Annotated in this window: 21 protein-coding genes and 1 tRNA gene; 13 read left to right on the top strand and 9 right to left on the bottom strand. The window is 47.5% G+C overall.

Annotation, left to right across the window (positions count from 1 at the left end):
* Positions 1 to 5: 5 nt before the first annotated feature.
* Complete coding sequence (locus CVV54_06850) at positions 6 to 1,634, bottom strand: sugar ABC transporter ATP-binding protein (protein ID PKL04218.1); 1,629 nt, start codon at positions 1,632 to 1,634, stop codon at positions 6 to 8.
* A 255-nt stretch (positions 1,635 to 1,889) separates the two neighbouring features.
* Positions 1,890 to 3,083 (bottom strand): hypothetical protein, encoded by a 1,194-nt coding sequence (locus tag CVV54_06845; GenBank protein ID PKL04217.1) that lies wholly within the window; start codon positions 3,081 to 3,083, stop codon positions 1,890 to 1,892.
* A 399-nt stretch (positions 3,084 to 3,482) separates the two neighbouring features.
* Here CVV54_06845 and CVV54_06840 point away from each other — a divergent pair, with 399 nt between their 5' ends.
* The 13 genes from CVV54_06840 to CVV54_06780 all read left to right on the top strand — a co-directional run bounded on the left by CVV54_06840 (position 3,483) and on the right by CVV54_06780 (position 14,840).
* A complete protein-coding gene (locus tag CVV54_06840; GenBank protein PKL04216.1) occupies positions 3,483 to 4,604 on the top strand; it encodes an aminopeptidase P family protein in 1,122 nt (373 codons plus the stop codon).
* A 4-nt stretch (positions 4,605 to 4,608) separates the two neighbouring features.
* The gene (locus CVV54_06835) at positions 4,609 to 5,490 is read left to right on the top strand and encodes an oxidoreductase (protein PKL04215.1); all 882 of its coding nucleotides are present in this window, start codon (positions 4,609 to 4,611) and stop codon (positions 5,488 to 5,490) included.
* 173 nt (positions 5,491 to 5,663) lie between these two features.
* Positions 5,664 to 6,899 carry a hypothetical protein gene (locus tag CVV54_06830; GenBank protein ID PKL04268.1) on the top strand — a complete coding sequence of 412 codons (1,236 nt, stop codon included), beginning with the start codon at positions 5,664 to 5,666 and terminating at the stop codon, positions 6,897 to 6,899.
* A 48-nt stretch (positions 6,900 to 6,947) separates the two neighbouring features.
* Positions 6,948 to 7,376, top strand: a complete 429-nt coding sequence (locus tag CVV54_06825) for a DNA-binding protein (protein ID PKL04214.1) — start codon at positions 6,948 to 6,950, stop codon at positions 7,374 to 7,376.
* Between the two features lie 11 nt (positions 7,377 to 7,387).
* The gene (locus CVV54_06820; protein ID PKL04213.1) at positions 7,388 to 8,767 is read left to right on the top strand and encodes a signal recognition particle protein; all 1,380 of its coding nucleotides are present in this window, start codon (positions 7,388 to 7,390) and stop codon (positions 8,765 to 8,767) included.
* A gap of 339 nt (positions 8,768 to 9,106) precedes the next feature.
* On the top strand, positions 9,107 to 9,367 hold the full coding sequence (rpsP, locus tag CVV54_06815; GenBank protein ID PKL04212.1) for a 30S ribosomal protein S16: 261 nt from the start codon (positions 9,107 to 9,109) through the stop codon (positions 9,365 to 9,367).
* 14 nt (positions 9,368 to 9,381) lie between these two features.
* Entirely contained in the window at positions 9,382 to 9,627 is a 246-nt protein-coding gene (locus tag CVV54_06810; protein ID PKL04211.1) for an RNA-binding protein, read from the top strand.
* The gene (rimM, locus tag CVV54_06805) at positions 9,611 to 10,156 is read left to right on the top strand and encodes a 16S rRNA processing protein RimM (protein ID PKL04210.1); all 546 of its coding nucleotides are present in this window, start codon (positions 9,611 to 9,613) and stop codon (positions 10,154 to 10,156) included. The genes CVV54_06810 and rimM overlap by 17 nt, the downstream gene beginning before the upstream one ends.
* Before the next feature lies 1 nt (position 10,157).
* Positions 10,158 to 11,411 (top strand): tRNA (guanosine(37)-N1)-methyltransferase TrmD, encoded by a 1,254-nt coding sequence (locus tag CVV54_06800; protein PKL04209.1) that lies wholly within the window; start codon positions 10,158 to 10,160, stop codon positions 11,409 to 11,411.
* A 101-nt stretch (positions 11,412 to 11,512) separates the two neighbouring features.
* Entirely contained in the window at positions 11,513 to 11,878 is a 366-nt protein-coding gene (locus CVV54_06795; protein ID PKL04208.1) for a 50S ribosomal protein L19, read from the top strand.
* A gap of 181 nt (positions 11,879 to 12,059) precedes the next feature.
* Positions 12,060 to 12,144, top strand: a tRNA-Leu gene (locus tag CVV54_06790).
* A 362-nt stretch (positions 12,145 to 12,506) separates the two neighbouring features.
* The gene (locus CVV54_06785) at positions 12,507 to 13,760 is read left to right on the top strand and encodes a sodium:proton antiporter (GenBank protein ID PKL04207.1); all 1,254 of its coding nucleotides are present in this window, start codon (positions 12,507 to 12,509) and stop codon (positions 13,758 to 13,760) included.
* Between the two features lie 93 nt (positions 13,761 to 13,853).
* Positions 13,854 to 14,840 carry a 2-dehydropantoate 2-reductase gene (locus tag CVV54_06780; GenBank protein PKL04206.1) on the top strand — a complete coding sequence of 329 codons (987 nt, stop codon included), beginning with the start codon at positions 13,854 to 13,856 and terminating at the stop codon, positions 14,838 to 14,840.
* Positions 14,841 to 14,952: 112 nt separating this feature from the next.
* Here CVV54_06780 and CVV54_06775 read toward each other — a convergent pair whose 3' ends face one another.
* The 7 genes from CVV54_06775 to CVV54_06745 all read right to left on the bottom strand — a co-directional run bounded on the left by CVV54_06775 (position 14,953) and on the right by CVV54_06745 (position 22,949).
* Positions 14,953 to 16,230: a glutamate dehydrogenase gene (locus tag CVV54_06775; GenBank protein PKL04205.1), complete on the bottom strand. Its 1,278-nt coding sequence runs from the start codon at positions 16,228 to 16,230 to the stop codon at positions 14,953 to 14,955.
* Positions 16,231 to 16,528: 298 nt separating this feature from the next.
* Entirely contained in the window at positions 16,529 to 17,827 is a 1,299-nt protein-coding gene (locus tag CVV54_06770) for a hypothetical protein (protein PKL04204.1), read from the bottom strand.
* Positions 17,828 to 17,846: 19 nt separating this feature from the next.
* Entirely contained in the window at positions 17,847 to 18,980 is a 1,134-nt protein-coding gene (locus CVV54_06765; protein PKL04203.1) for an ABC transporter permease, read from the bottom strand.
* 2 nt (positions 18,981 to 18,982) lie between these two features.
* A complete protein-coding gene (locus CVV54_06760; GenBank protein PKL04267.1) occupies positions 18,983 to 19,900 on the bottom strand; it encodes an ABC transporter ATP-binding protein in 918 nt (305 codons plus the stop codon).
* Between the two features lie 62 nt (positions 19,901 to 19,962).
* Complete coding sequence (locus CVV54_06755; protein ID PKL04202.1) at positions 19,963 to 20,901, bottom strand: ABC transporter ATP-binding protein; 939 nt, start codon at positions 20,899 to 20,901, stop codon at positions 19,963 to 19,965.
* Positions 20,898 to 21,929 carry a hypothetical protein gene (locus CVV54_06750; protein ID PKL04201.1) on the bottom strand — a complete coding sequence of 344 codons (1,032 nt, stop codon included), beginning with the start codon at positions 21,927 to 21,929 and terminating at the stop codon, positions 20,898 to 20,900. The genes CVV54_06755 and CVV54_06750 overlap by 4 nt, the downstream gene beginning before the upstream one ends.
* A gap of 63 nt (positions 21,930 to 21,992) precedes the next feature.
* Positions 21,993 to 22,949, bottom strand: a complete 957-nt coding sequence (locus CVV54_06745; protein ID PKL04200.1) for a magnesium transporter — start codon at positions 22,947 to 22,949, stop codon at positions 21,993 to 21,995.
* Positions 22,950 to 23,101 lie beyond the last annotated feature (152 nt).

Genomic DNA, 23,101 nt, shown 5'->3' with positions numbered 1-23,101 from the left:
CCTTATCACCTGCACCTCTCTGCCGATATTTCGTCAGGGCTTCTTTCGACAACATGCCCGAGCATGAGAAGTCCGAACTCTTCCGCCGGGGACTTCGCCGGCAATATGCCCGAAAGCCTTCCTTCGTTGATTATCGCGACCCTGTCGCATATCGACCTGAGTTCTTCCAGTTCAGAAGATGTCATTATTATTGTCGTTCCCGTCTCTTCGTTGACTCTGCGAAGAGTGTCGAGAACCAGTTTTTTTGCTCCTACATCTATTCCCCTCGTCGGTTCTGAGACAAAGAGTATCTCAGGTGCCACGGCAAAAGCTTTTGCAAGGCATACCTTTTGTTGGTTGCCTCCGGAAAGCTCAACAGCTCTCTGTTTGGGCCCTGTGCAGCGGATCTCGAGGGCTTTGATGTAGTCTTCAGTACACTTTGTGACAGCTTTGTCATCGCGCCACTTGACCAGCCCGCCGAGCAGATGTGAGATATACTTCTCCTGCACCTGCATGGCTGTGAAGGTGATGTTCCAGTCTATTCCCTCTTCAAGGAGTAGTCCCACTCCGCGCCTGTCTTCAGAGACGAATGCCATTCCCTCCATCAGGGAGGAGTTTGGATCGTTGAGCTTTATTTCTTTACCCTTTACAAAGACCTTTCCCCCGGAAACATAAAGACCCATTATTCCGTTGGAAATGCCAACCTTGCCCTGTCCGGCAAGTCCCCCAAGACCAAATATCTCACCTTGGCGAACTTCTATGGAAACATCCCTTACTGTCTCTCCCGGCATGTCTACCCAGAGGTTTTGGGTTTTCAGGATTACTTCTCCAAACTTTCTCTCTTTTTCTTCAGCCGCATCTGCTACTCCTGAGATCTGTCTTCCTACCATCCAGCTGGCTATCTGTCTTACGTTTGTCTCTCCTGTTTTTGCCTCCTGGATGACCCTGCCGTCCCTGAGGACTACAAGTTTGTCACACAGGTCAATGATCTCCTGGAGCCTGTGGGATATGAATATGATCGCTATGCCCTGGCAGGCCAGTTTTTTTAATGCCTCAATGAGCACCTGGGCCTCGGATTCCGCAAGTACAGCCGTAGGTTCGTCCAAAACCAGAAGTTTTGTTTTCTTTCTGTCGATCTCACGGGCTATCTCTGTAAACTGTTTGTGGCCGACAGGCATTTCGCTTATCAGCGTATCGGGAGCCAAAGTGACCCCCAAGGTATCAATTGCCTTGACTGCCCTGTTGTTCATGTCGGTTCTGTCAAGGGTCTTGAACCTGTCCCCGAACACCTCGACCAGCGGGTTGTATTTCATGGATTCTCTGTTGAGAAGGATATTCTCCGTGGCAGTAAAGCCCGGAATCAGCGAGAATTCCTGGTGGACCATTCCTATACCCGCTTCAAGTGCGTCGAATGGGTCTTTGAATATTTTTTCTTCCCCGTCGATGATTATTCTGCCTTCGTACCCGCCTGTCTCCTCAATGACAGACATTCCGAAGAGAATATTCATCAGTGTGGACTTTCCTGCACCGTTTTCACCTACAAGTCCGAGTATTTCGCCCGGCATCAGCGAAAAACTGACGTCAGCGAGAACTCTGTTTCCGAAGTACTCCTTGCCGATATTCTCCATTTTTAGGAGAGGCACTCCTTCGGACATCCGCTTCACCTCTTTTTCTTAATACTAAATAAACATTTGCTTATATATATAACAGAAAAATTAAATTCCAACAACAATACAAAAGAAAACCGACAATAAATACCTCACATCATCAACACAATAATATTATACACTTATAATTCCATATATTATCAAAGTATTCGGACCGATAAAACAAACCGGATAAGCCTTTTGTCATAAAAGGCGATATCCGGCTTGTTTGTCTTTGCTATTCCATTATCCCTGATTTCCGTCCTACTTGATCGTGAGATATTTCTCCGGGACCTTTACCCCTGTAACTTTCATGTATCCCTTGCCAAAGACATAAGTATCCTGGTAAACAAGAGTGAATTTCTTATTCTTAACTCCCTTTGCTACATCAAAGTACTGCGCCCCGTTCCACGCGGCACCCGGGGTGAACTTGTCATAGCACTTCCACAGGTCTTTGAGGTTGTAAAGCTTCGCTTTGCCTTCAACTATCCTCTTGCCGTATTCGGCAAGCGCACAGGTGGTGCTCCATCCGTAAGAGTAGGCCCATGTTCCCATTCTGGCCTTGCCCCCTGCCTTGATGACTGCGGCCTCGACCTTTTTAACTATTGCAGGCCAGTTGCCTGCTTCTTTTGAAAGGTCTATCCCGAAAGCTCCCGGATAGCCCATGAGCGGTGACGGAAGGTCAGGCTCGACAAATATCGCTCCGTACTTTGCGACCTGCTTGAGCAGGGGTTCCGTCTGAGCATCGTTTGTGCAGAAAAAAGCCGTGTCTTTGCCGTATTTGTTCACCCATGCCGGTGTCTTTTCAAGAATGAACTGCTGGGCTCCCGCTACACCTACATCGCTGGTCGGGTCCGGAGCGCTCTCAAATGCAAATTTCATACCCAGGTCTTTGCAGGCCTGTTCCATTATTGCGCGCCGTCTTGAAAGGAGTTCATAGCTCATGTGACGTGGGAATGAGATATGTACAAATGTTTTTGCTCCCATTTTTTTTGCTGTGTTTATTATGAGGTATCCACGCATTATGTTGTCTACGCCAATTGCAAAGTCTGCTGTGCTTGAAATTACTGCCGGGTCTTCCTGCGGTTCACCTGCGAAGCAGAGAACGTCAGGGCGTTTTTCCTTGACCCTGCGGAATGCTTCTGTTGTTCCCGGGATCGCGTCATCGACTACTATGACCTTGACCTTCGGGTCATCTGAAAGTCCCACTATCTGGGAGATGGTGGTCTCCATTTCAGACATAAAATTGTCAGGCATTGTGACGTGGCGGATCATTCCGCCTGAGGCTGCGTCACCGTACTCTTTGATGAGCCTTTCAGCCCCCCGGTAAGTGTCCTCTGCCTGTGAGACCGTCAGTGTCGCTACACCGATGTGGAAGGGCGCGGCAGCAAGGGCAGAACCGCAGAAGACAAGGGCCAGGACCAGCGCAACTGCAAAACAGACCGCATGTTTCTTCATAAAGTACTCCTCCTGTAATATTTGGGAATGGGAGTTTTCTGATCAGAAAGCTCCGGTAGAACAGCTGCAGTTCCCCTGCAAAAAAACTGAACCGGATATACTGCACAGTATAAATGGTATTCCCGCAAGGCCCATAAGTCAATACGGGCTGATCCGTGTCTAACACACCTCTGTGCCGCAAGGGCTCTCATGGAGCCCTTTTCCCGGTTTTCTACCGTTCAGCCGTTTTTTGCTTGTTTGCCCGGAAGTCCCTGCTGCCAGGCCGGTCTTTACCTTATAGATAATAGTATCTCTAAGTAGTATGATAATAGCGGACCCTGATAGTAGCTTCGTCAGGCTCTGAATGATTTTCAATGATCCGGAAAGCAAACCATTTTATGAGATTTCGGAGGGATAAATTTGATCAGAGAAAACAGGTTGAAAAAACTGGCGGATGAATTGAGATCCTGGGGTTTCGACGGCATATACCTTGGTCCTTCGACTGACCTGGAGTATATAAGCGGCCTTGATACCCATCCGGACGAAAGGGTCCGGGGACTGATGGTCTCGAAGGATGCCGCATGCTTTGCGATGACTCCGCTGCTTTACAAAGAAGAGATCCAAAATGCTTTCGGAGATTTTCCCTTCTACGCAGAATGGAACGACCATGAAGGATTTACAGACGCGTTCAGGCTGGGCTGCGAAAAACTGGAGCTTGTCGGCAAAAAGATAGCATTCAACGACGGAGTGCGGGCCGTTGATATGCTGGCAATAAGAGATTCAATGGATATCCAGCTTTGCAACGGTTTAAAAGTGCTGGACCCGCTTCGCTCACACAAAGATGAAGAAGAGCTTGATCTTATGAGAGAAGCATCCGGGATGGTCGATCAGGTCGTTTACAAGCTCATCGACTTCATAAGGCCCGGTATGACAGAGAGGGACATCATAAAGAAGATACCTGAATTTTTTGAAGAGGCCGGATGTTACCAGATGTCTTTCGGCCCGATAGTCGCCAGCGGACCAAACGGCTCAATGCCCCACTACTCCGGAGATAAAAGGGTGATCGAAAAAAATGACGTCATCATCCTTGACCTCGGGGGAAGGCACAACGGCTATTGCTCAGATACTACCAGGACACTTTTCGTAGGTACTCCGACTGATGAACAGAAAAAAGTTTACGAAACTGTCAGAATGGCGCAGGCGGCAGGAGAAGCAGCGGTGAGACCCGGAGCTACAGGACAGGATGTAGACAGGGCGGCAAGAAAGGTCATAGTCGATGCAGGATATGGAGACTTTTTCTTCAACAGGGTCGGGCATGGCATAGGACTGGCTGTTCACGAGTCGCCCTTTATCATTGAGGGGAATGACAGACCCCTTGAGCCTGGAAATGTTTTCAGTGTTGAGCCCGGCATTTACCTGCCCGGCAAATTTGGGGTAAGGATCGAGAATCTGGTCGCAGTAAGACCGGACGGCACAGGAGAGGCACTTAACCATTCACCGAGAGAACTTACCGTAGTAAAGAACAGCTTAGAGAAAGGATGATCAAATGAGCGGCAGGAACATTCTGGGTTTTATCGGTACCGGGGTAATGGGCTCCAGTATGGCAGGACATCTTCTATCCGGCGGAAATGAAGTCCACGTATACAACAGAACAAAAAGCAAAGCCGAAAAACTAATCCAAATGGGAGCCGTCTGGGAAGATTCACCGTCAGGACTGGCCTCCAAATGCAGCATTGTTTTCACAATTGTTGGCTATCCTAAAGATGTAGAGGATATCTACCTGGGCAAAAACGGACTTATCGAGTCGGCAGCAAAAGGCTCCCTCCTTGTTGACATGACAACATCAAGCCCCAAACTGGCAGGAAGGATCTGGGAGGCCGCCGGGTCTAAAGGAATATCCGTCCTTGATGCGCCTGTAACAGGAGGCGACAGGGGAGCAAGGGAAGCAAAGCTGACGATCCTTGTCGGCGGAGAGAAGGATGACTTCGAACGCGCCCTCCCCTACTTCAGGCTGATGGGAACAAACATAAGGCACATGGGCAAGGCAGGGTGCGGACAGTACACAAAACTGGTAAACCAGATAACACTGGCGGGAACTATGACAGGAATGTGCGAGGGGCTGGCTTTCGCAAAGGGATGCGGTCTTGACCAGAAAGAAGTGCTTGAAGCGATATCGGGAGGAGCCGCAGGCAGCTGGAGCCTTTCAAATTACGGCCCCAGGATACTGAACGGAGATTTTGATCCCGGCTTTTTTGTAAAACACTACATCAAAGACATGAAACTGGCGGAGGAATCAGCGGATGAGATCGGGCTTGATCTGCCGGCTCTCTCTCTGACAAGGGAACTTTATGAGGAAATATCGGAAGGGGGACTGGGTGAGGCCGGAACTCAATCATTATATTGTCTCTATGATCCTGAGGAAGAATAATAAGGTGAAGAGGTAATCAATTGACATAGACGTGAACTGCTTATAGAATTTAGTTTATAGAGTTCAGCAAGCTCTGAGGCAAAAACGCTTAACATTTTTAGCACGGCAACAAGAAATACTTTTTATATTCAACTAATTTTAAGGAGGATGAGTTCATGTCAAAGAAAACTATGATGATCATCGGCGCGATAGCTGTACTGGTCCTGGGCTTCTTTTTGGTCCAGTCTGCCAACAAACCGGCAGAACAGGCAGCACAGGAAGAGGCTAAAGCCCCTGAAAAGGCAGCCTTCCACATCGGTATCGTAACAGGTACAGTCTCTCAGAGCGAAGATGACCTTCGCGGAGCTGAACTTGCGATCCAGAAGTATGGCGACGTTTCAACAGGCGGAATGATCAAGCATCTTACCTATCCCGACAACTTTATGTCTGAGATGGAAACGACCATTGCACAGATAGCAGGACTTGCTGATGACCCGGACATGAAGGTAGTCGTAGTTAACCAGGCGATCCCGGGAACCGCTGAAGGTTTCCGCCGCATCAAGGAAAAACGCCCTGACATCCTCTGCTTCGCCGGTGAAGCACACGAAGACCCGAACGTTATCGCATCGGTCGCAGACCTTACGATAAACGCGGACTTCGTTTCCCGCGGCTATCTTATCATTCACACCGCAAAAGAACTCGGATGCGACACTTTTGTGCATATTTCCTTCCCCCGTCACATGAGCTACGAAACACTCGGAAGGCGTCGTCTCATCATGGAGCAGGCATGCAAAGACCTCGGCATGAAATTTGTATTTGAAACCGCTCCCGACCCGACCAGCGACGTAGGCGTTGCAGGCGCACAGCAGTTCATACTTGAAAAAACACCTGCATGGGTAAGCAAATATGGTAAAAACACTGCGTTCTTCTGCACAAACGACGCACACACCGAACCGCTTCTCAAACAGCTTGCTGCAAACGGTGGATTCTTTATCGAAGCTGACCTTCCGTCACCGCTCATGGGATATCCCGGAGCATTCGGTATCGACCTTGCAGCAGAAGCAGGCAACTGGCCAGTCATCCTCAAAAAGGTTGAAAAGGCAGTTGCTGACGCAGGCGCAGCCGGCCGCATGGGAACATGGGCCTTCTCCTATGGCTACACCAACAGCGTTGCCCTTGCTGAGTTCGGCAAGAGGATAGTTGAAGGAAAAGCCAAGCTTGAGAGCAAAGATGACCTGATGGCCTGCTACGGCGAGTACACACCGGGTGCAGCGTGGAACGGCAACTACTACACCGACCTCGGTACAGGAGTGACAAGCAAAAACCACCTGCTTGTCTATCAGGATACATACATGTTTGGTAAGGGATTCATGAACGCCGCATCTGTTGAGGTTCCTGAGAAGTACTCGAAGATAAAGATGACAAAATAACCAAGCTGAACTGATAAAAAGAGCCCTTCGGGGCTCTTTTTTTGTGCGATGCCATACGTGCGTCTCTGTCAAGTAAAATTACTTGACAGAGACGCACGTGCTGAGTATAATTCATTGGTTCATAAGGACAGGAGTGATATTTTGCAGGATACGGATTCGCTTGACCAACGTATCAGGGACGGACTTCTGCTTGATGTCTACGGAACTCTGATAACTGAGAAACAGAGACTCGCCTGTGAGATGGTCCTTCTGCAGGATTTCTCTCTCTCCGAAGCGGCTGAATCGCTGAAGGTCTCCAGACAGGGCGTCCACGACCTTATTACAAGAGCAAGGGAACATATGGAGAACGCGGAGAAAGCTCTGGGACTTTTAGAAAAAGAAAGCAAATACGAAGAGATCCTGAGGCTTCTTGAGGAACATAAAAAACAGTTGCCGGAAGACTTTTACAAAAACATTAAAAAATTGTTGGAAGCATAAGGGGAAAAGAAATGTTCGACTCATTAAAAGAACGGTTTGAAAATATCTTTGCCGGTCTGAGAGGAAAAGGAAAACTTACTCCTGAAGACATAAACGAAGCGCTGCGTGAAGTACGCCGTGCCCTCCTTGAGGCTGACGTCAATTACAAGGTCGTCAAGGACGTAGTTGAAGCTATCAAAGTGCGCGCGACAGGAAGAACAGTTCTCGACTCTGTAACCCCTGCACAGCTGATATTTACCATAGTATACGAAGAGCTCGTCAAGATAATGGGCGAAGCACCTGTCCCGCTCACAATATCGCCTAAACCTCCTACTGTTTACATGATGGTAGGCCTTCAGGGGTCAGGAAAAACAACTACCACAGTCAAGATCGCAAAAAAAATGGCGAAAAGCCATAAGCCGCTTGTAGTAGCCTGCGACCTTCGGAGACCAGCGGCGGTCGAACAGCTCAGGGTACTTGCTGAAAAATCAAATATTCATTTTTGGGGACCTGAACCCGGAGAGACAGATCCTGTAAAGGTAGCATCAAAATCCCGCAAATACGCAGAAGACCACCTCTGTGACATGATAATCCTCGACACTGCAGGACGTCTCCAGATGGACGACGAACTGATGGCTGAACTTGAAACAATGAAAGCCGCAGTGCCTCCGACTGAAATTCTGCTTGTAGTGGATTCCATGACAGGTCAGGAAGCAGTCAACGTAGCCGAAACCTTCCACAAGCGCCTTGGCCTGACAGGAGTGGTCCTCACAAAGCTTGACGGAGACGCCAGAGGCGGCCCGTCGCTCGCGGTTCGGGCAAGCACAGGAGTTCCGATAAAACTTGCCGGCTGCGGAGAGAAGACGGAAGATCTTGAAGTCTTTGATGCCAAACGCATGGCTCAGCGCATCATCGGAATGGGCGATATGGAAGGGCTTCTTGAGAAAGTCCAGTCTGCCACGACCGAAGCCGATATAAACAGAATGACGGAGAGCCTCAAGAAGAACAGGTTCACCCTGGAAGACATGCTCCTCCAGCTTCAGCAGATACAGAAGATGGGTCCGCTTGAAAAAGTGCTGGAGATGCTCCCGATCCCCGGAGGCAGCAAAGCCCTCAAAGACGCAAATGTCGACCCGAAAAGGATGAAACAGACAGAGGCCATAATCCTCTCAATGACTCTCAAAGAGAGACGCAACCCGGAGATAATTAAGGGCAGCCGCCGCAGGAGGATAGCCGAAGGTTCGGGCACATCTGTGCAGATGGTGAACCAGATCCTGGCACAGTATGAACAGATGAAGACAATGATGAAGGGCATCGGCAAAATGTCCGCCGGAGGAAAAGGCTTCAAGATGCCTCCCGGCATGGGCGGAATGAAGAATTTCGGCGCAGGCCGTAGAGGTTTGTTTAAGTAACAGGCGCCCGTAAGGGCGCGCGGGGGGTACACCCGCCGGAAATCAGTTGGGAATCGATTGCAAATCGGTTGGGGATCAATAGATCAAAACAAGTAACCTTGCCTGATTTAAACCATCCTTTTTCATAGTCAGGGTATAGGTTTGAGGTTCTCAGGTCCTAACAACTGATTTGCAATCGACTCCCTATCGATTACCAATCGACTAACAGGCTTTTTTATCGGTTTCCGATTTCAAAAAGATAACATCGGGTTTCTCCGTAATTTGATTTTCGCCCGTATATCTACAAGCAGTGAAAATCAAATCACCGAGGAACCCTAAAAACAGGAGGTGTTTACGCAAATGGCAGTTCGTATCCGTCTTTCCCGTCACGGGAAAAAGAAGGCTCCTTTCTATCGTCTTGTGGTTGCCGATTCTCATTCTCCAAGAGACGGCCGCTTCATAGAGATACTCGGAACCTACAACCCTCTCACAGATCCTGCAGAGGTCAAAGTGGACGTTGAACGTGCAGCATTTTGGCTGAAGAATGGGGCTTCCCCTTCAGATACAGCTAAGATCCTGCTCAAAAAGGCTGGAGTTTTTGATGCTCCGGCAGCAGAATAAGGCGGTCGATAGTTATGCCTGATTACATTGAACTGGTAGATCTGATAGTTCGCAGGCTTGTTACAAAACCTGATGAAGTCAAGATCTCAGAAGATCGAAGCGACTCCGGAGCTATCCTCTTGACAATAAAGGTGGCCGGGGAAGATATAGGCAGGGTCATAGGCAAAAAGGGCTCCACTATCAATGCCATACGCCACGTAGCCAAAGCCGCGTCGGTCAAATCCGGTGAAAAGGTCGATGTAGATGTCGAAGAAGAGTGAGGTTTCGTCGGAAGAAAGGGTAGTCATCGGGAAAATAGTGGGTGTGCATGGAGTTACAGGAACAATGCTCCTTTTCCCTCTTACTGATTTTCCTGAGCGTTTTTTCAAAATGAAAAAACTTACCCTGGAAAAACCCGGCGTTCCGAGCCAGACTGTCAATGTTACAAAATTAGTGCCCTACGAGGGAAAAGATACATTTTTTCTCCAGATCGCAAACGTATCAGACAGAACTCTCGCGGAATCTTTTAAGGGAAGCTTTGTCACAGTACCAAAAGAGGAACGCGTTGAACTTTCCGATGATGAATACTGGATCGACGATATTGTAGGCCTTAAGGTGATCGACAATGCCACAGGAACTAAGCTTGGACTAATTCAGGAAGTACTTCAGACAGGAAGCAACGATGTCTACCTGATAAAGACAGAAGAGGGCCAGATCAGACCTATTCCTGCGCTTGCGGAGGTCATCAACAAAGTCGACACACAAAAAGGCGTAATGCTTGTAACTGTACCGGAGGGACTCTGGGACTGATATGAAAATATCCATTATTACAGCCTTCCCTGATCTCATAAAGAGCTATCTTGGAGCAAGCGTGCTTGGACGAGGGATAGCGAAGGGCAGGCTGGAGGTCGATGTCCTCGACATAAGGGACTTTGCAGAAGGCAGTTACAGGCAGATCGATGATTATTCCTACGGAAGCGGCGGAATGGTGCTTATGGCCGAGCCTCTCCAAAAGGCACTCGACAGCCTGAAGGGAAACGGAAAACCGTTCTTTGTATATCCTTCTCCACAGGGGACGAGGCTGCATCAGGAACTGGTCGAAGACCTATCAAGGAAAGAGCATCTTGTCATACTGTGCGGTCATTACGAAGGTGTCGATGAAAGATTCGTCGAAAAAAATGTGGACCTTGAAATTTCAATAGGCGATTTTGTGCTCACCGGCGGGGAAATGCCTGCAATGGCGATCGTAGATGCCGTTTCAAGGCTCATCCCCGGAGTAGTAGGCAAGTCAGAAGCTGTCAGGGAAGATTCTTTCTTTGGCGGGATGCTTGATACGCCTCACTACACCAGACCCTCTGAATGGAACGGGCACAAAGTACCGGATATCCTCCTGAGCGGTGATGAGAAGGCCATCAATAAGTGGCGCAGAAGGCAGGCCGTCGAGAGAACGCTTAAAAGAAGGCCTGACATAGTAGGGCGGGCCGGGATAATGCCCTGGCTCTCCAAAGGCGCTTACGTGATGGAAGTCCATTACCCTGTACTCGACAAAAGAGGCGAAAAGTCCTCCACAGCGATCACAGGAATGGATCTTCATGACATCGCGAGGGCATGCCGCACATACGGGATCAAAAAGTATCTTCTGGTAACGCCATTGGCCCAGCAGCGTGAAATGGTCAAGAGGATAGCCTCTCACTGGACTGAAGGTTGGGGAGCCTCTTATAACCAGGACAGGAGCGAAGCATTCAGTACACTAAAGATCTTCGCTTCAGTCAACAGAGCGCTGAAATGGATCGGAGAAAGAGAAAAAACAGAACCTTTCAAGATAGCGACAACAGCAAAGTCCGTTGAAGGCGCTGTTCATTGGCTGTCACTCAAACGCAGGATACTTGAAGAGGATCTCTCTCCTGTCTTCATATTCGGGACGGGCTGGGGACTGCACGAAGATATTTTAAAAGAGGCAGACTCTGTAATGACACCGATCGCCGGAGGGCTTGACAGCTGGAACCATCTTTCAGTAAGAAGTGCGGTCAGCATCACTCTTGACAGATTTTTCGGCTGGAGATGAAACAGGGTTTCCGTCCGTCGATCAGCACAGGCCCTCAGCGGCCATAAAAAGTTAAAATAATGACAAAAATACACATACCAAGATAAGGAGGGAAAAACCTCATGATAGATCCAAGAATAGCACTTATTGAGAAGAGATTCTTAAAGACTGATGAAAGCCTTTCAGAGTTCCGCCCCGGGGATACAGTAAAAGTCCACGTTAAAGTTAAAGAAGGCAACCGCGAACGCATCCAGATATTTGAAGGAGTAGTTATCGGACGTCAGCACGGCGGAATTCGCGAGAACTTTATCGTCAGAAAGATGTCGGCCGGGATAGGAGTAGAAAGAATATTCCCGGTCCATTGCCCGAGCGTCGAAAAGGTAGAGATCGTACGCAAAGGTAAGGTCCGCAGAGCGAAGCTTTACTATCTCCGCGAACTCAGCGGCAAAGCAGCTCGTATCAAGGAACGTCGCGAATACAGCAAATAAGTTCATGGATCATTTTTCGGAGACGCAATTGAGCGTCTCCGATTTTTTTATGCCTTATCTCACATGGGGTCTGATCAGCTTTTGGATACTGCACAAAAGCAGCACGCAAGTGAGGTCCGTTTTTTTCAAATAGAGACTTGACGAAAGAGGATATGCTACGTATAATTTCTAAGTCTCGAGTGCCGGGGTGGTGGAAATGGTAGACACGCACGTTTGAGGGGCGTGTGGGGCAACCCGTACGAGTTCGATTCTCGTCTCCGGCACCATTAAAAAGTTTTACTAGACCCTCACTAGCATAAGTGTTCCAGGATATCCTGGGACACTTTTTGTTTGTACGCAGCCCAGATCATAATATTTGACGCTTACAGTAAAAAAGAAGAGTAGTAAATAAAAAAGAAAAGTGTATAATATTGCGCAACTGGTTGCAGGCACGTCTGAACATCGTTTTTATACGTTCGTATAAATTTGCATGGATAACTTTTTTTCTTTTTACCTGTTATTGTTTATATTGGTATGGTCAATTTGTGCTAAAAATGATTTAATATCCATCATCCTCTTTCAACATAAGTATCTTTGTTCTATACTTTCAGCATACCCAATAAAAGCAGAAACGAAAGGAGAGGTTATCATGGCATCAGAATCAAACAGTCTCTGGAAAGCCTACCGGTTCCCTATCATACTTCTCACAGGAATTGTGATCGGCTGTATAGTGGGGGCCGTGATGGGCAAAGACGCGCTGGTCTTTAAGCCTCTTGGAGATGTCTTTATCAATGCAATGTTTATGGTAGTCGTTCCCCTGGTCTTCTCAACTATCTGCAGCGCTGTCGCCAACATGTCATCAATGGAGAGACTCGGCAAGGTCATGAGATCCCTGGTACTCGTCTTTTTAGTAACAGGAGCAATAGCTGCGATCCTTATGCTTCTAACCGTCACACTCTTCCCGCCTGCAGCAGGGACAAACATTCAGCTTCAGGCCCCGGGTGATTTCCAGGCATTAAGTACAGCAGACCAGATAGTAAAGGCATTTACGGTAGAAGATTTCGCGTTGCTGCTCTCAAGAAGGGCAATGCTGCCGCTGATCATTTTCACCATATTCTTCGGCTTCTGCCTCCAGACGCTTGGAGAGAGGGGAAGGTCTGTCGGACGCGGGATCGCGGTATTTGCTGATGCTATGCTCCAGATGGTCAAATACCTGATGTACTATGCCCCGATAGGTCTGGGTGCCTACTTTGCAACTCTCGTAGGAGACTATGGTCCAAACCTTCTCGGAGCATATCTCCGCTCAATGATTATTTACCATATTGCTACTTTCGGCTATTTCTTTGTCGCCTTTACTATTTATTCATGGATAGCAACGCAGGGCAAGGGAGTTGGGGTATTCTGGAAGAATATAATAACACCATCAATAACTGCGCTTGGAACACAGAGCAGCAATGCTACCCTGCCGGTCAACCTTGTAGCCGCGCAAAATATTGGTATCCCAAAAGATATTGCTGAAATAGTGCTGCCTATCGGAGCAACAGCTCACATGGAAGGTTCCTGCCTAAGCGGTATCCTTAAGATCGCATTCCTTTTCGGCATCTTCAACATCCCCTTCACCGGAATAGGAACTATCACTACTGCTGTCGCAGTCGCAGTTCTTTCAGGAGTTGTCCTCTCCGGTATACCAGGCGGAGGCCTGGTCGGAGAAATGCTGATAGTGAGTCTTTACGGATTCCCGCCTGAAGCGTTCCCTATTATTGCAACTATAGGCTTCCTGGTCGACCCGGCAGCTACAATGGTCAACGCCACTGGAGACACCTGCTCAGCAATGCTGGTCTCAAGACTGGTAGAAGGCAAAGACTGGTTTGACAAGGCAGTGACTGCAAAGGAAATAATCTAACCGATCTCCGTTAACATCTACGATCGATACCGGCGCACATTTTTAGTGCGCCGGTATTTTTATAGAATGTAACAAAGGCTCAAATAGTATACAATGCACTTAACAGTTCAATTATTTTATAAAAGTGGAAATGGAGTTTTGGGAATGAAAAGCATTGAAACAGTATCGATCATTGGACTTGGCGCACTTGGAAGCGCAAATCTTGCAAAGATCTCAGAGTCTGTACCAATGGGAAATATCAGGGCGGTAGCTTCGGGTGACAGGGCAGATAGATATCGCAAAAATGGTGTATGTGTAAACGGCAAGACTTACATGTTCCCGATATTCGGACCCGAAGACAAAGTTCCGCCTGCGGATCTCCTTATCTTCGCTGTCAAGAACCACCACCTCCCCAAGGCAATCGAAGAGGCCGCGAACCATGTTGGAGAAAATACGATAATAATCTCATTCCTCAATGGCATATCAAGCGAGGAAGAGATAGGCAAAACATATGGAATTGATAAGGTCCTATATTCATACGTGATGCGGACGGATTCAACGCGGATCGGAGATTATACTAATTACGTAAATCTGGGTTTTGTACCATTTGGCGAAGCCCAAAATATTCCTGGAAAGTATACAGAAAGGGTATTGGCCGTCGAAGAATTTTTCAAAAAGACAGGCATAAAATATAGCATTCCCGAAAACATGATACGCGACCTGTGGCTTAAGTTCATGCTCAACGTCGGAGCCAACCAGGTCACTGCCGTACTCAGATGCACCTACGGCGCGATCAGGGATTCAATAGCGGTAAGAGGTCTGCTGACTGAGGCCATGCTGGAGGCGGTCGCGGTTGCGAAGGCTGAAAAGATCGACCTGAGTGATGGTGATATCACAAAATGCATCGATATACTCAGCTCGCTCAACCCTACCGGAAAGACCTCGATGCTGCAGGATGTCGAAGCAAGAAGAAAAACTGAGGTCGAGGCCTTTGGAGGAACTGTTTGCAGTCTTGCAAAAAAGCACGGCATTGAGGTCCCCATAAACGAAGCACTGGTAAAATTTATAAAGGCTCTGGAAGAAACTTTTGATATCTGTTAATAAAAATATTAATATCAGGGTTTTGAGAAGATCCGACCCGACGCACAATCGAAAAAGCCGCCCCTGTTGAGGAGCGGCTTTTATTATTTTGACTGTATTGGTCAGCTAAAGCTTAGAGGAAGAAACCTTTCAGCTTAAGGCCGTCTGCAACGCGCTTGATCGCAACAAGGAATGCTGCGCGGCGCATCTTTACGCTGTGTTCCTGTGAATAATCCCATACTCTCTTGAAGTTGTCCTTCATGATCGGTACGAGGCGGTTGTTGTACTCTTCCTCTGTCCAGAAGAATCCGGCGAGGTCCTGTACCCATTCAAAGTATGAACCGATGACTCCGCCGCTGTTGGCAAGGAAGTCAGGAACGACAAGGATACCGCGCCTGTCAAGGATAACGTCACCGTCGGGCCTGATAGGTCCGTTTGCGCCTTCGACGATATATGTGCACTTAAGTTTGTCGGCATTCTTCTCACTGATGACACCTTCGAGGGCGCAGGGTGAAAGAACAAGGCACTCCTGCTCAAGGATCTCTTCTCCGCTCATCCTTACGAGTCCGGGCTGTGTGTAGCCGTCAAGGATACGCTTCGGATGTGCTTCAACAAATGCCTTCGCTGCCTTGATGTCAATTCCGTCCTTGCAGTAGTAACCGCCGGTGATGTCGCTGATACCTACAACTTTTGCTCCTGCTTCCTGGAGGAAGAGTGCGTTGTATGTTCCGACGTTACCGAAGCCCTGTACGATGACTGTTGCTGTTTTGGGGTCTACCTTCTGTGTTTTAAGAAGTTCAAGGACACATGTTGAAACTCCGAGGCCTGTTGCTGCCGTGCGGCCCTTTGATCCCCAGTAGGCGATGGGTTTGCCTGTTACTACGCCGGGCTCAAGTTTGCCGCGAAGTTTTGAAATGGTATCCATTATCCAGACCATTTCAGGACCGCCGGTGTTGACATCAGGTGCAGGAACGTCTGTCCAGTCGCCGATGAAGGGGGCGATACGTGCTGCGAATGTACGGGTCATCATTTCACGTTCACGCGGTGAAAGTTCGAAAGGATCTACAGCGATCCCGCCCTTGCCTCCGCCGTATGGAATACCTGCAAGTGAACATTTCCATGTCATAAGGCTTCCGAGAGCTTCGCACTCTTCGAGGTTGACATCGGGGTGGAAACGGAGTCCGCCCTTTGCCGGTCCGCAGACTGTGGAATGCTGTACGCGGTAACCTTCAAATACTCTTACTGAACCGTCGTCCATAACTACGGGGACGGAGACACAGACAGCTCTTTCGGGACGGCTGAGAACTTCTACCAGCCCCTCATCAAGATTCATTTCTTCAGCTGCTGCATAGAAGTTCTCCAAAGCTGTTGCAAGAAGAACATTCTTGGAAGTACGTTTCTGTACGGCCATACAAAAAACCTCCTTGGATTTTTCGCCCAAACGGGCATTTACTTTAAGATATCTGTCCCAGTATCGGGACAATTCTCACACACACTATCAATTGTATTCCTCTTCCTGATTTGAGTAAAGGGGGGAAAAGACTACTCATGCCTGAATTGAATGAATAAAACGTCAAAACAAAACAATTTACGCTTCTGACTTAGAGAAAAAAGGCGCAATGTCTTTTTATGTGAAAAACTCCCGTGAAAATAAACTTTATTCTTGCCTTCATTCATTTATCAAACATAAATGCTTATCTTTGCTAATCCTATTTACCCAGTGAATACAGGAGGTCCGCCTCTGCAATATAGATATCGTACAAAGCTTCCACTTTCTCTGTCCGGCTGTTGGTAAGAGCCAATCTGGCGTCCAGCATGTCCAGGTTTGTTCCCACCTGTTCCTGGTATTTTCTGACCGCGATCCTATAGTCCTCTTCTGACTCAGCAACCTGGCGTTCCGCAACCTCGAGTCTGCTGTGTGATGATTTAAGATTCAGCTCTGCCTGAGTTACTTCCATTTTGATCGTGTTCTTCATGTCATCAATAAGATGGATAAGCTCCCTCGCTTGAGCTTTCGCCTGTTTTGTTTTTGCGACGGTCTCTCCGCTGTCAAAAATAGTCCAACGGGCTATCATTGAAAAAACCACTTCCTCATTACCGCTCGGGAAAAACTCGTTCCCGGAATTCATTACAGCTCCGGCAGCTATTATTTGGGGCAGGAGCTGACCTTCCGCAGCCCTGGCTACCTTAAGGGCTCGCCTGCTCATTAGATCGTACATCTTTATCTCCATCCTGTTTTCATAAGCCGCCTTAATATGCTCTTCCATATTTGATGTCGGTTCAATGGACGGGACAATATCCAAATCAGTTTTTACTCCTTCTATCTCCTTCAGATCCAGCGGAGAGCCAACTGCCCTTTCAAGTACGCTGACGGATATCTCAACTGCGTTATCTGCCCTTATACGGTTAAGCTCAGCGTCAGCAACTGCAACTTTGTTCCTCAGAACGTCTCCTTTTGCAATGAGTCCCGATTTGAAAAGCTTCTCTGCCCTCGACAGATGATCGTTGGCAAGTACCAGAGCTTCTTTGGATACTTTTTCTTTTTCAAATGCTCGTTTCCAATTGTAATAGGCAACTCTGACAGAGTTAGTGACCGTCTGGGTTATCCTTTCCTTCTCTGCTTCAGCTGCATCCCTTGCAAGCTTTGCTGCCTCTTTTGAAGAGCAGAGCGATCCTCCCGCGTAAATCGTTTGCACAAAACCAGCAGCTGCTATGTACACATTCCCAAAACCCAACGGCAGACCTTCAATGGGTACGAATCTGTCTCTCGGCCAGATAGCGGCAACACCCACACCAAATTTGGGACCCATTTTTGCCCCCGCTTCCTGCAGCGCCCCTTCCGCCTGCAAGACTCTTTCCTCTGCAGCAGATATTAACGGGTTTCCCTCACAGGCTTTCAGGATCAGTTTTTCGAGACTATGGGAGTCTGCACAGAATGAAACCTCAGCAAATGAGATAAGTATGATAAATGACGATACAATTTTTAATAAGAGAGACATTTTTTTCATTTTCTTAGCCTCCTGAGGATCATGGCACAAAACGTTTTTTGAACATGACTATGCTTGAAGAGAACATCACAGCAATATATACGCACAATGCGAGGGTATCTTTCCACACATATTCAAATCCGCCGCCCTTGAGTATTATCTGCCGTGAGAGCCTTATGTAATATGTTATTGGTATGCACTCCCCGAGATAACGAAACCCTATTGGCATCGCCTCGATGGGGAAAACAAACCCCGAAAGCAGTACGCTTGGCAGGATCAGAAATATCGAAAGCTGCAAAGCCTGCATCTGGTTTTGCGAAAAGGTCGAGATCATTATCCCAAGTGAGAGATTCGCAACTACATAGAAGAAAGTCAGAACAAAGAAAAGTATCTTGCTTCCTAAAAAGGGCATCCTGAATATGGCCATACCAACAATAATTGAGACTATGACCTGAATATAGCCGACTATGATATATGGAAGTATTTTGCTCAGGAGCAGTTCCCACGCATGCATAGGGGTTACAAGAAGCTGTTCCAGCGTTCCCTGTTCACTCTCTCGTACGATGGCCATCGCCATCATGGCGATCAGAGTTATTGTCAGAAGCAGACCCATTATTCCGGGCACAAGATACCACGACGTTATAAAATCCGGATTGTACCAGGGACGTATTCTCATATCAACAGCCTGCGGGGGTATCTCAAATCCCATTCTCCTGAATCTAACTTCGGATATCTCCTGTGATTTCAGCATTCCAAGTGTCTGTGCTGCCGCCATTGCTGAAGATGCTGACATGTTGTCCGTAGCATCTATTATCACCTGTATGCTTGTCTGCCTTCCGCTCTTCAAACGCTGTGCGTAATCGGTCGGGATTATTATCCCGACCTTGGCAGTTCCGGATTCTACTGCCCTGTTTATCTGTTTGATGTTATCGGCATATAATTTTATGTCGAAGTAATTGCTGGCAGTGAAACTCTGTATCATTTCACGGCTTTCCTGGGTCCTTGACTGATCGAAGATCGCGGTCTGAAGATGTTTGACATCTGTGTTTATTGCAAAACCAAATATCAGCAGCTGCGCCACAGGCATGAATATCAGCATGGCAAGGGTAAGCCTGTCCCTCATCACCTGAATAAATTCTTTGACTATAAGTGCCCGAAGTCTTCCAAATCCCATGCCTATCCCTCTTTTGCCGTGCTTACGTCAATATTCAGCCTGATCTCCCCTGTGCCGGAGATCCTTCCGCCATCCAGTTCCTTAGCTGATTCTTTCTTTACAAGGTATGCAAAGACATCCTCCATGGATGGTGTTATTTCTTTAACGAAAGATCCTTCGAATATTGCCTCGTTTTTTATACTGCTGTCTTGGCTGACAAGCAGATGGAGCTTTTTCCCGAAAAAGTATGAATCGATTACAGATCCCGCTTCACCCCGCTGTACCCTGCCAAGGAGTTCAAATCCGTTCTCTGAATCCACTTCGAATAACTTTCCTGGAATAAGCTTTTTCAGATCCGCAGGCGTATCGTCAGCGATAAGGCCGCCAAAGTATATGAACGCCACTTTATCACAGTGTTCGGCCTCATCCATAAAGTGGGTAGTTACCATTATCGTGGTTCCGTCCGCAGCAAGATCGTATATGATGTCCCAGAAAAGGCGCCTTGCCTTAGGGTCAACTCCGCTTGTCGGTTCATCCAGAAAAAGTATTTTGGGCCTGTGCAGAATCGCGCACCCAAGTGCCAGCCTTTGTCTCCAGCCTCCCGAGAGCAGTCTTGTCTGTTCGTCTTCCCTTCCCTGAAGGCCAGCAAGCGCAAGCATCTGCTCTATTCTTTCCTTTTTTTCTGCTCCCTTTAAACCATATAGGCCGGAGTAGAGATCCAGATTTTCTATAACTGTCATTTCAGGATATAAACTGAACTTCTGAGACATATAGCCAACCTGGTTTTTTATCTTTCTCCCCTCTTTGGCAAGATCCATCCCAAGGACAAGCCCAACTCCAGATGTTGGTGCAAGCAGACCGCAGAGCATTCTGATGGTTGTGGATTTCCCGGAACCGTTAGGTCCAAGGAAACCATACACCGCACCCTCTTCAATCGACATAGTTATGTTATCCACGGCTGTAAAGTCACCGAATTTTTTTGTAAGTTCCCTTGTTTCGACGGCTATCTGGGGCAAGAGGGAGTACCTCCCGAAAAGGCGACAAAAAGGTCTTCAAGACTTGGCGTTATCTCGTAAAGCTGAGGGGCTTCGGTATATCTCAGAACAAGTTCTTCTTTTATCTCCCGGGCCGCCGCCACAACATCATCTACAACTATGTGGTAGCTGCTGCCAAACAAATTAGCGTCATGAACATGCACGCACTTCAAAATCCACTCCTTGGCACGCCTTTCGTCAAGTTCCAGCTTAAGTATTTTATTGTCAAAACGGCTAAGAAGTTCTTCAGAAGTACCCACATCAAGTATTTTCCCATTGTTGATGAACATTTTGCGGGTGCATAGTTCCGCCTCGTCCATATATGGAGTTGAAACTATTATTGTCAGTCCCTCTCTGTTAAGCTCATAAAGCATCGCCCAAAATTCCCTTCGTGCGACCGGGTCTACTCCTGTCGTTGGCTCATCCAGAAAGAGTATTTCAGGAGTATGCATCAGTCCCGAGGCAAGCGCCAGTTTCTGCTTCATGCCTCCTGAAAGCTTTCCGACCATCCTCTCCCTGAAAGGCCACAGGCCGGTACGTTTGAGTATCGCTTCTGCTCTTTTAAGGACAATTTCTCTGGAAGTACCGTATAACGAACCAAAAAGGGCAATGTTTTCATTTACTGTCATATCTGTATATAGACTAAAAAGCTGGGGTACGTATCCGGCATTCTTTCTAGCCTTACGTCTGTCGGTGCTGCCCAGAAGGGTACATTCCCCTCTGTCAGGATTGGTTATCCCCATCGCCATCCTTATCAGCGTAGTCTTGCCTGCTCCGTCAGGACCGATGAATCCAAATATCTCCCCCCTGTGCACTTCCAGATATATATCATCAAGAGCGGAGATGTTTTTAAATTTCTTCCCTACCTCTTTGTAGCTCAGACAAATTTCCTGTTCCGCGTCTTTCATAAAATAACAGCATCCGCCGGCATCCCTGGCTTTAGGATACCTTCGGGATCATCCACGGATAACTTTATCCAGAAAACCATGTTTGAACGTTCGCTCTGGGTGAGTGAGAGCCTGGGGTTATATTCAGCCTGTTGGTTTATCTCCGTCACAGAGGCTTTAAACTTTTTGTCTGGATACGAATCTACCGATATTTCGGCCTCTCCGCCAAGCTTAATAAGTCCTAACTGTGTGGAAGGGATATATAGCTTGACCCAGCAGTCTGTCATTATTCCAAGAGTTGCTATAGGTGCACCCGGACTTACTACATCTCCGACCTCGTAGTTCTTGGTAAGGATCACTCCTGCAGCAGGCGAATAAAAATCTTTGTAGCTGACCAGTATCTTTGTTTTGAGTAATGCGGCCTCGGCTCTTTTTACGTTTGCCTTTGCTGCCTCTATCTGCTCGGGCCTCATACCTGTTCTCAGCATTGAGAGTGTCTCTGCAGCCATTTTCATACTATTCCTTTTTAATTTTGCGCTTTCTTCGTACAACTCGGCTTCCCTCACAGGGACCACTCCATCAGCAGCGAGTTCTTTGAAACGTTCATGATCCTTCACAGCCTGCTCATACTGCGTCTTCCTGAGTGCATATTCAGCCTCTGCCCTGGAAATATCCTCTTTTCTGAATCCGTTCTGGAGCTCAAGGAGCTGTTCTTTGGAAGCAGCCAGTGATGCCTCTGCCATCTCAACATCGTGGTCCGCTCCGTCCAGGGACATGCGAGCTATCAGCTGTCCCTTATTTACATGGTCAGATTCATTAATATTTAGCTCCAGGATCCTTCCCCCAGCCAGAGGCGAGAGATTCAGCTCCGTCACTTCAACTGTACCTGAAGCCCTTACACGTTCATCCTTGGCTCGTTCCTCAAAATAAAAAATTGACACAGTGACCGCTGCAATCAAAATTGTCGCAATGATCCACACTTTTTTATTTTTTATAACTTCTGATATTTTCAATCGGAAGTCTCCCCCTTCAAGGAAACTGTATGTTATTGATGCTTAATTGGGAAACATATGCAAACCTTATCACAAATATAGATTTTGACCATGGTCTACCTAGAAAAACTTTTTCTTCCAGAGCAGGACTATGGTAACTATAGTCAGCGCCATCGTTACCATCCCGACAATAAAGAACCCCATTGGATGGGATGCCCAAGGGACAGGAACATTCATTCCGAAGAAGCTTGCGATCATTGTAGGGATCGCCATCACTATCGTTACTGAGGCAAGGAATTTCATGACCATGTTCAGGTTGTTGGAGATAACGGAGGCAAAAGCATCCATCATGCCGGCAAGAACATCTGTCTGGATCTGAGCCATTTCAATAGACTGATCGTATTCGACCCTCACGTCATCGAGCAGTTCCTCATCCTCTTCCCTGAACTTGATCAGATGGTTGACCTGGGGATTGGAACAAAGGCGAAGCAGGCGTTCAACGACTACTCTGTTGGAACGCAGTGACATTGAGTAGTATGTAAGCCCCTTCTGAAGGTCCAGGAGCTGAAATAGCTCTTCGTTCTTCATTGACAGGCGCAGATCCTGCTCTATCCTGTCCGATTTCCTGGCCATCTGTCTCAGGTCTTTCAGGAACAGCAGTGCGGAATGATACAAAAGCTGGAACAGGAACCTGGTTCTTTTATAGGTACTGAAATACCTGTATCTGCTCTCTGTGAAGCTTTGGAGGATATCGTTGTACTCCTGGCAGATCGTCACAAAAAAATCAGGCGTGACGATTATTCCGAGAGGTATGGTATCGTACTCTCCGGGTCTGTCTTCGTGGTTGACAGGAACGTTTATAAGGACAAGGATGTGATTGTCTTCTATTTCAATACGGGAGGATTCTTCCGGGTCAAGTGCAGATCTTACGAAGTCCTGAGGAGCTTTTGTTAATCTCTCAGTTAATATAAGTTCCTCTGCTGTTGGTTTTATCAGGCTTATCCATGATCCTGATTCGATATTGTCCTGATCAAGTTCAAGGAGCCTGTCGTCAAATGTCTTTGAAATTTTGAGCATTGTTTTTTCCTCCCCGCTGTTTTTCTGAATTATCCCGTGATCTGAAACATGCACTGATGCACAAGTCAGGAGGTGTCATCAAAAAGATGCCATCGGCATAGTATGCCGTTATGTCAAAAAAACTGTTAAATCTACGGGAGTGAAGGGATGAA

This window comes from Synergistetes bacterium HGW-Synergistetes-1 (assembly GCA_002839185.1).
GTDB lineage: Bacteria > Synergistota > Synergistia > Synergistales > Synergistaceae > Caenicola.
Note: the sequence above shows the minus strand (reverse complement) of the source record. Positions and strands in the feature narration are given on the sequence as shown.

What these genes read in the sequence shown, in the direction of transcription:
- CVV54_06850 (PKL04218.1), bottom strand. Translation starts at nt 1,634, where the DNA reads ATGTCCGAAGGAGTGCCTCTCCTAAAAATGGAGAATATCGGCAAGGAG.
- CVV54_06845 (PKL04217.1), bottom strand. Translation starts at nt 3,083, where the DNA reads ATGAAGAAACATGCGGTCTGTTTTGCAGTTGCGCTGGTCCTGGCCCTT.
- CVV54_06835 (PKL04215.1), top strand. Translation starts at nt 4,609, where the DNA reads ATGAGCGGCAGGAACATTCTGGGTTTTATCGGTACCGGGGTAATGGGC.
- CVV54_06830 (PKL04268.1), top strand. Translation starts at nt 5,664, where the DNA reads ATGATCATCGGCGCGATAGCTGTACTGGTCCTGGGCTTCTTTTTGGTC.
- CVV54_06825 (PKL04214.1), top strand. Translation starts at nt 6,948, where the DNA reads ATGCCATACGTGCGTCTCTGTCAAGTAAAATTACTTGACAGAGACGCA.
- CVV54_06820 (PKL04213.1), top strand. Translation starts at nt 7,388, where the DNA reads ATGTTCGACTCATTAAAAGAACGGTTTGAAAATATCTTTGCCGGTCTG.
- rpsP (PKL04212.1), top strand. Translation starts at nt 9,107, where the DNA reads ATGGCAGTTCGTATCCGTCTTTCCCGTCACGGGAAAAAGAAGGCTCCT.
- CVV54_06810 (PKL04211.1), top strand. Translation starts at nt 9,382, where the DNA reads ATGCCTGATTACATTGAACTGGTAGATCTGATAGTTCGCAGGCTTGTT.
- rimM (PKL04210.1), top strand. Translation starts at nt 9,611, where the DNA reads ATGTCGAAGAAGAGTGAGGTTTCGTCGGAAGAAAGGGTAGTCATCGGG.
- CVV54_06800 (PKL04209.1), top strand. Translation starts at nt 10,158, where the DNA reads ATGAAAATATCCATTATTACAGCCTTCCCTGATCTCATAAAGAGCTAT.
- CVV54_06795 (PKL04208.1), top strand. Translation starts at nt 11,513, where the DNA reads ATGATAGATCCAAGAATAGCACTTATTGAGAAGAGATTCTTAAAGACT.
- CVV54_06785 (PKL04207.1), top strand. Translation starts at nt 12,507, where the DNA reads ATGGCATCAGAATCAAACAGTCTCTGGAAAGCCTACCGGTTCCCTATC.
- CVV54_06780 (PKL04206.1), top strand. Translation starts at nt 13,854, where the DNA reads ATGCACTTAACAGTTCAATTATTTTATAAAAGTGGAAATGGAGTTTTG.
- CVV54_06775 (PKL04205.1), bottom strand. Translation starts at nt 16,230, where the DNA reads ATGGCCGTACAGAAACGTACTTCCAAGAATGTTCTTCTTGCAACAGCT.
- CVV54_06770 (PKL04204.1), bottom strand. Translation starts at nt 17,827, where the DNA reads ATGAAAAAAATGTCTCTCTTATTAAAAATTGTATCGTCATTTATCATA.
- CVV54_06765 (PKL04203.1), bottom strand. Translation starts at nt 18,980, where the DNA reads ATGGGATTTGGAAGACTTCGGGCACTTATAGTCAAAGAATTTATTCAG.
- CVV54_06760 (PKL04267.1), bottom strand. Translation starts at nt 19,900, where the DNA reads ATGTCGATTGAAGAGGGTGCGGTGTATGGTTTCCTTGGACCTAACGGT.
- CVV54_06755 (PKL04202.1), bottom strand. Translation starts at nt 20,901, where the DNA reads ATGAAAGACGCGGAACAGGAAATTTGTCTGAGCTACAAAGAGGTAGGG.
- CVV54_06745 (PKL04200.1), bottom strand. Translation starts at nt 22,949, where the DNA reads ATGCTCAAAATTTCAAAGACATTTGACGACAGGCTCCTTGAACTTGAT.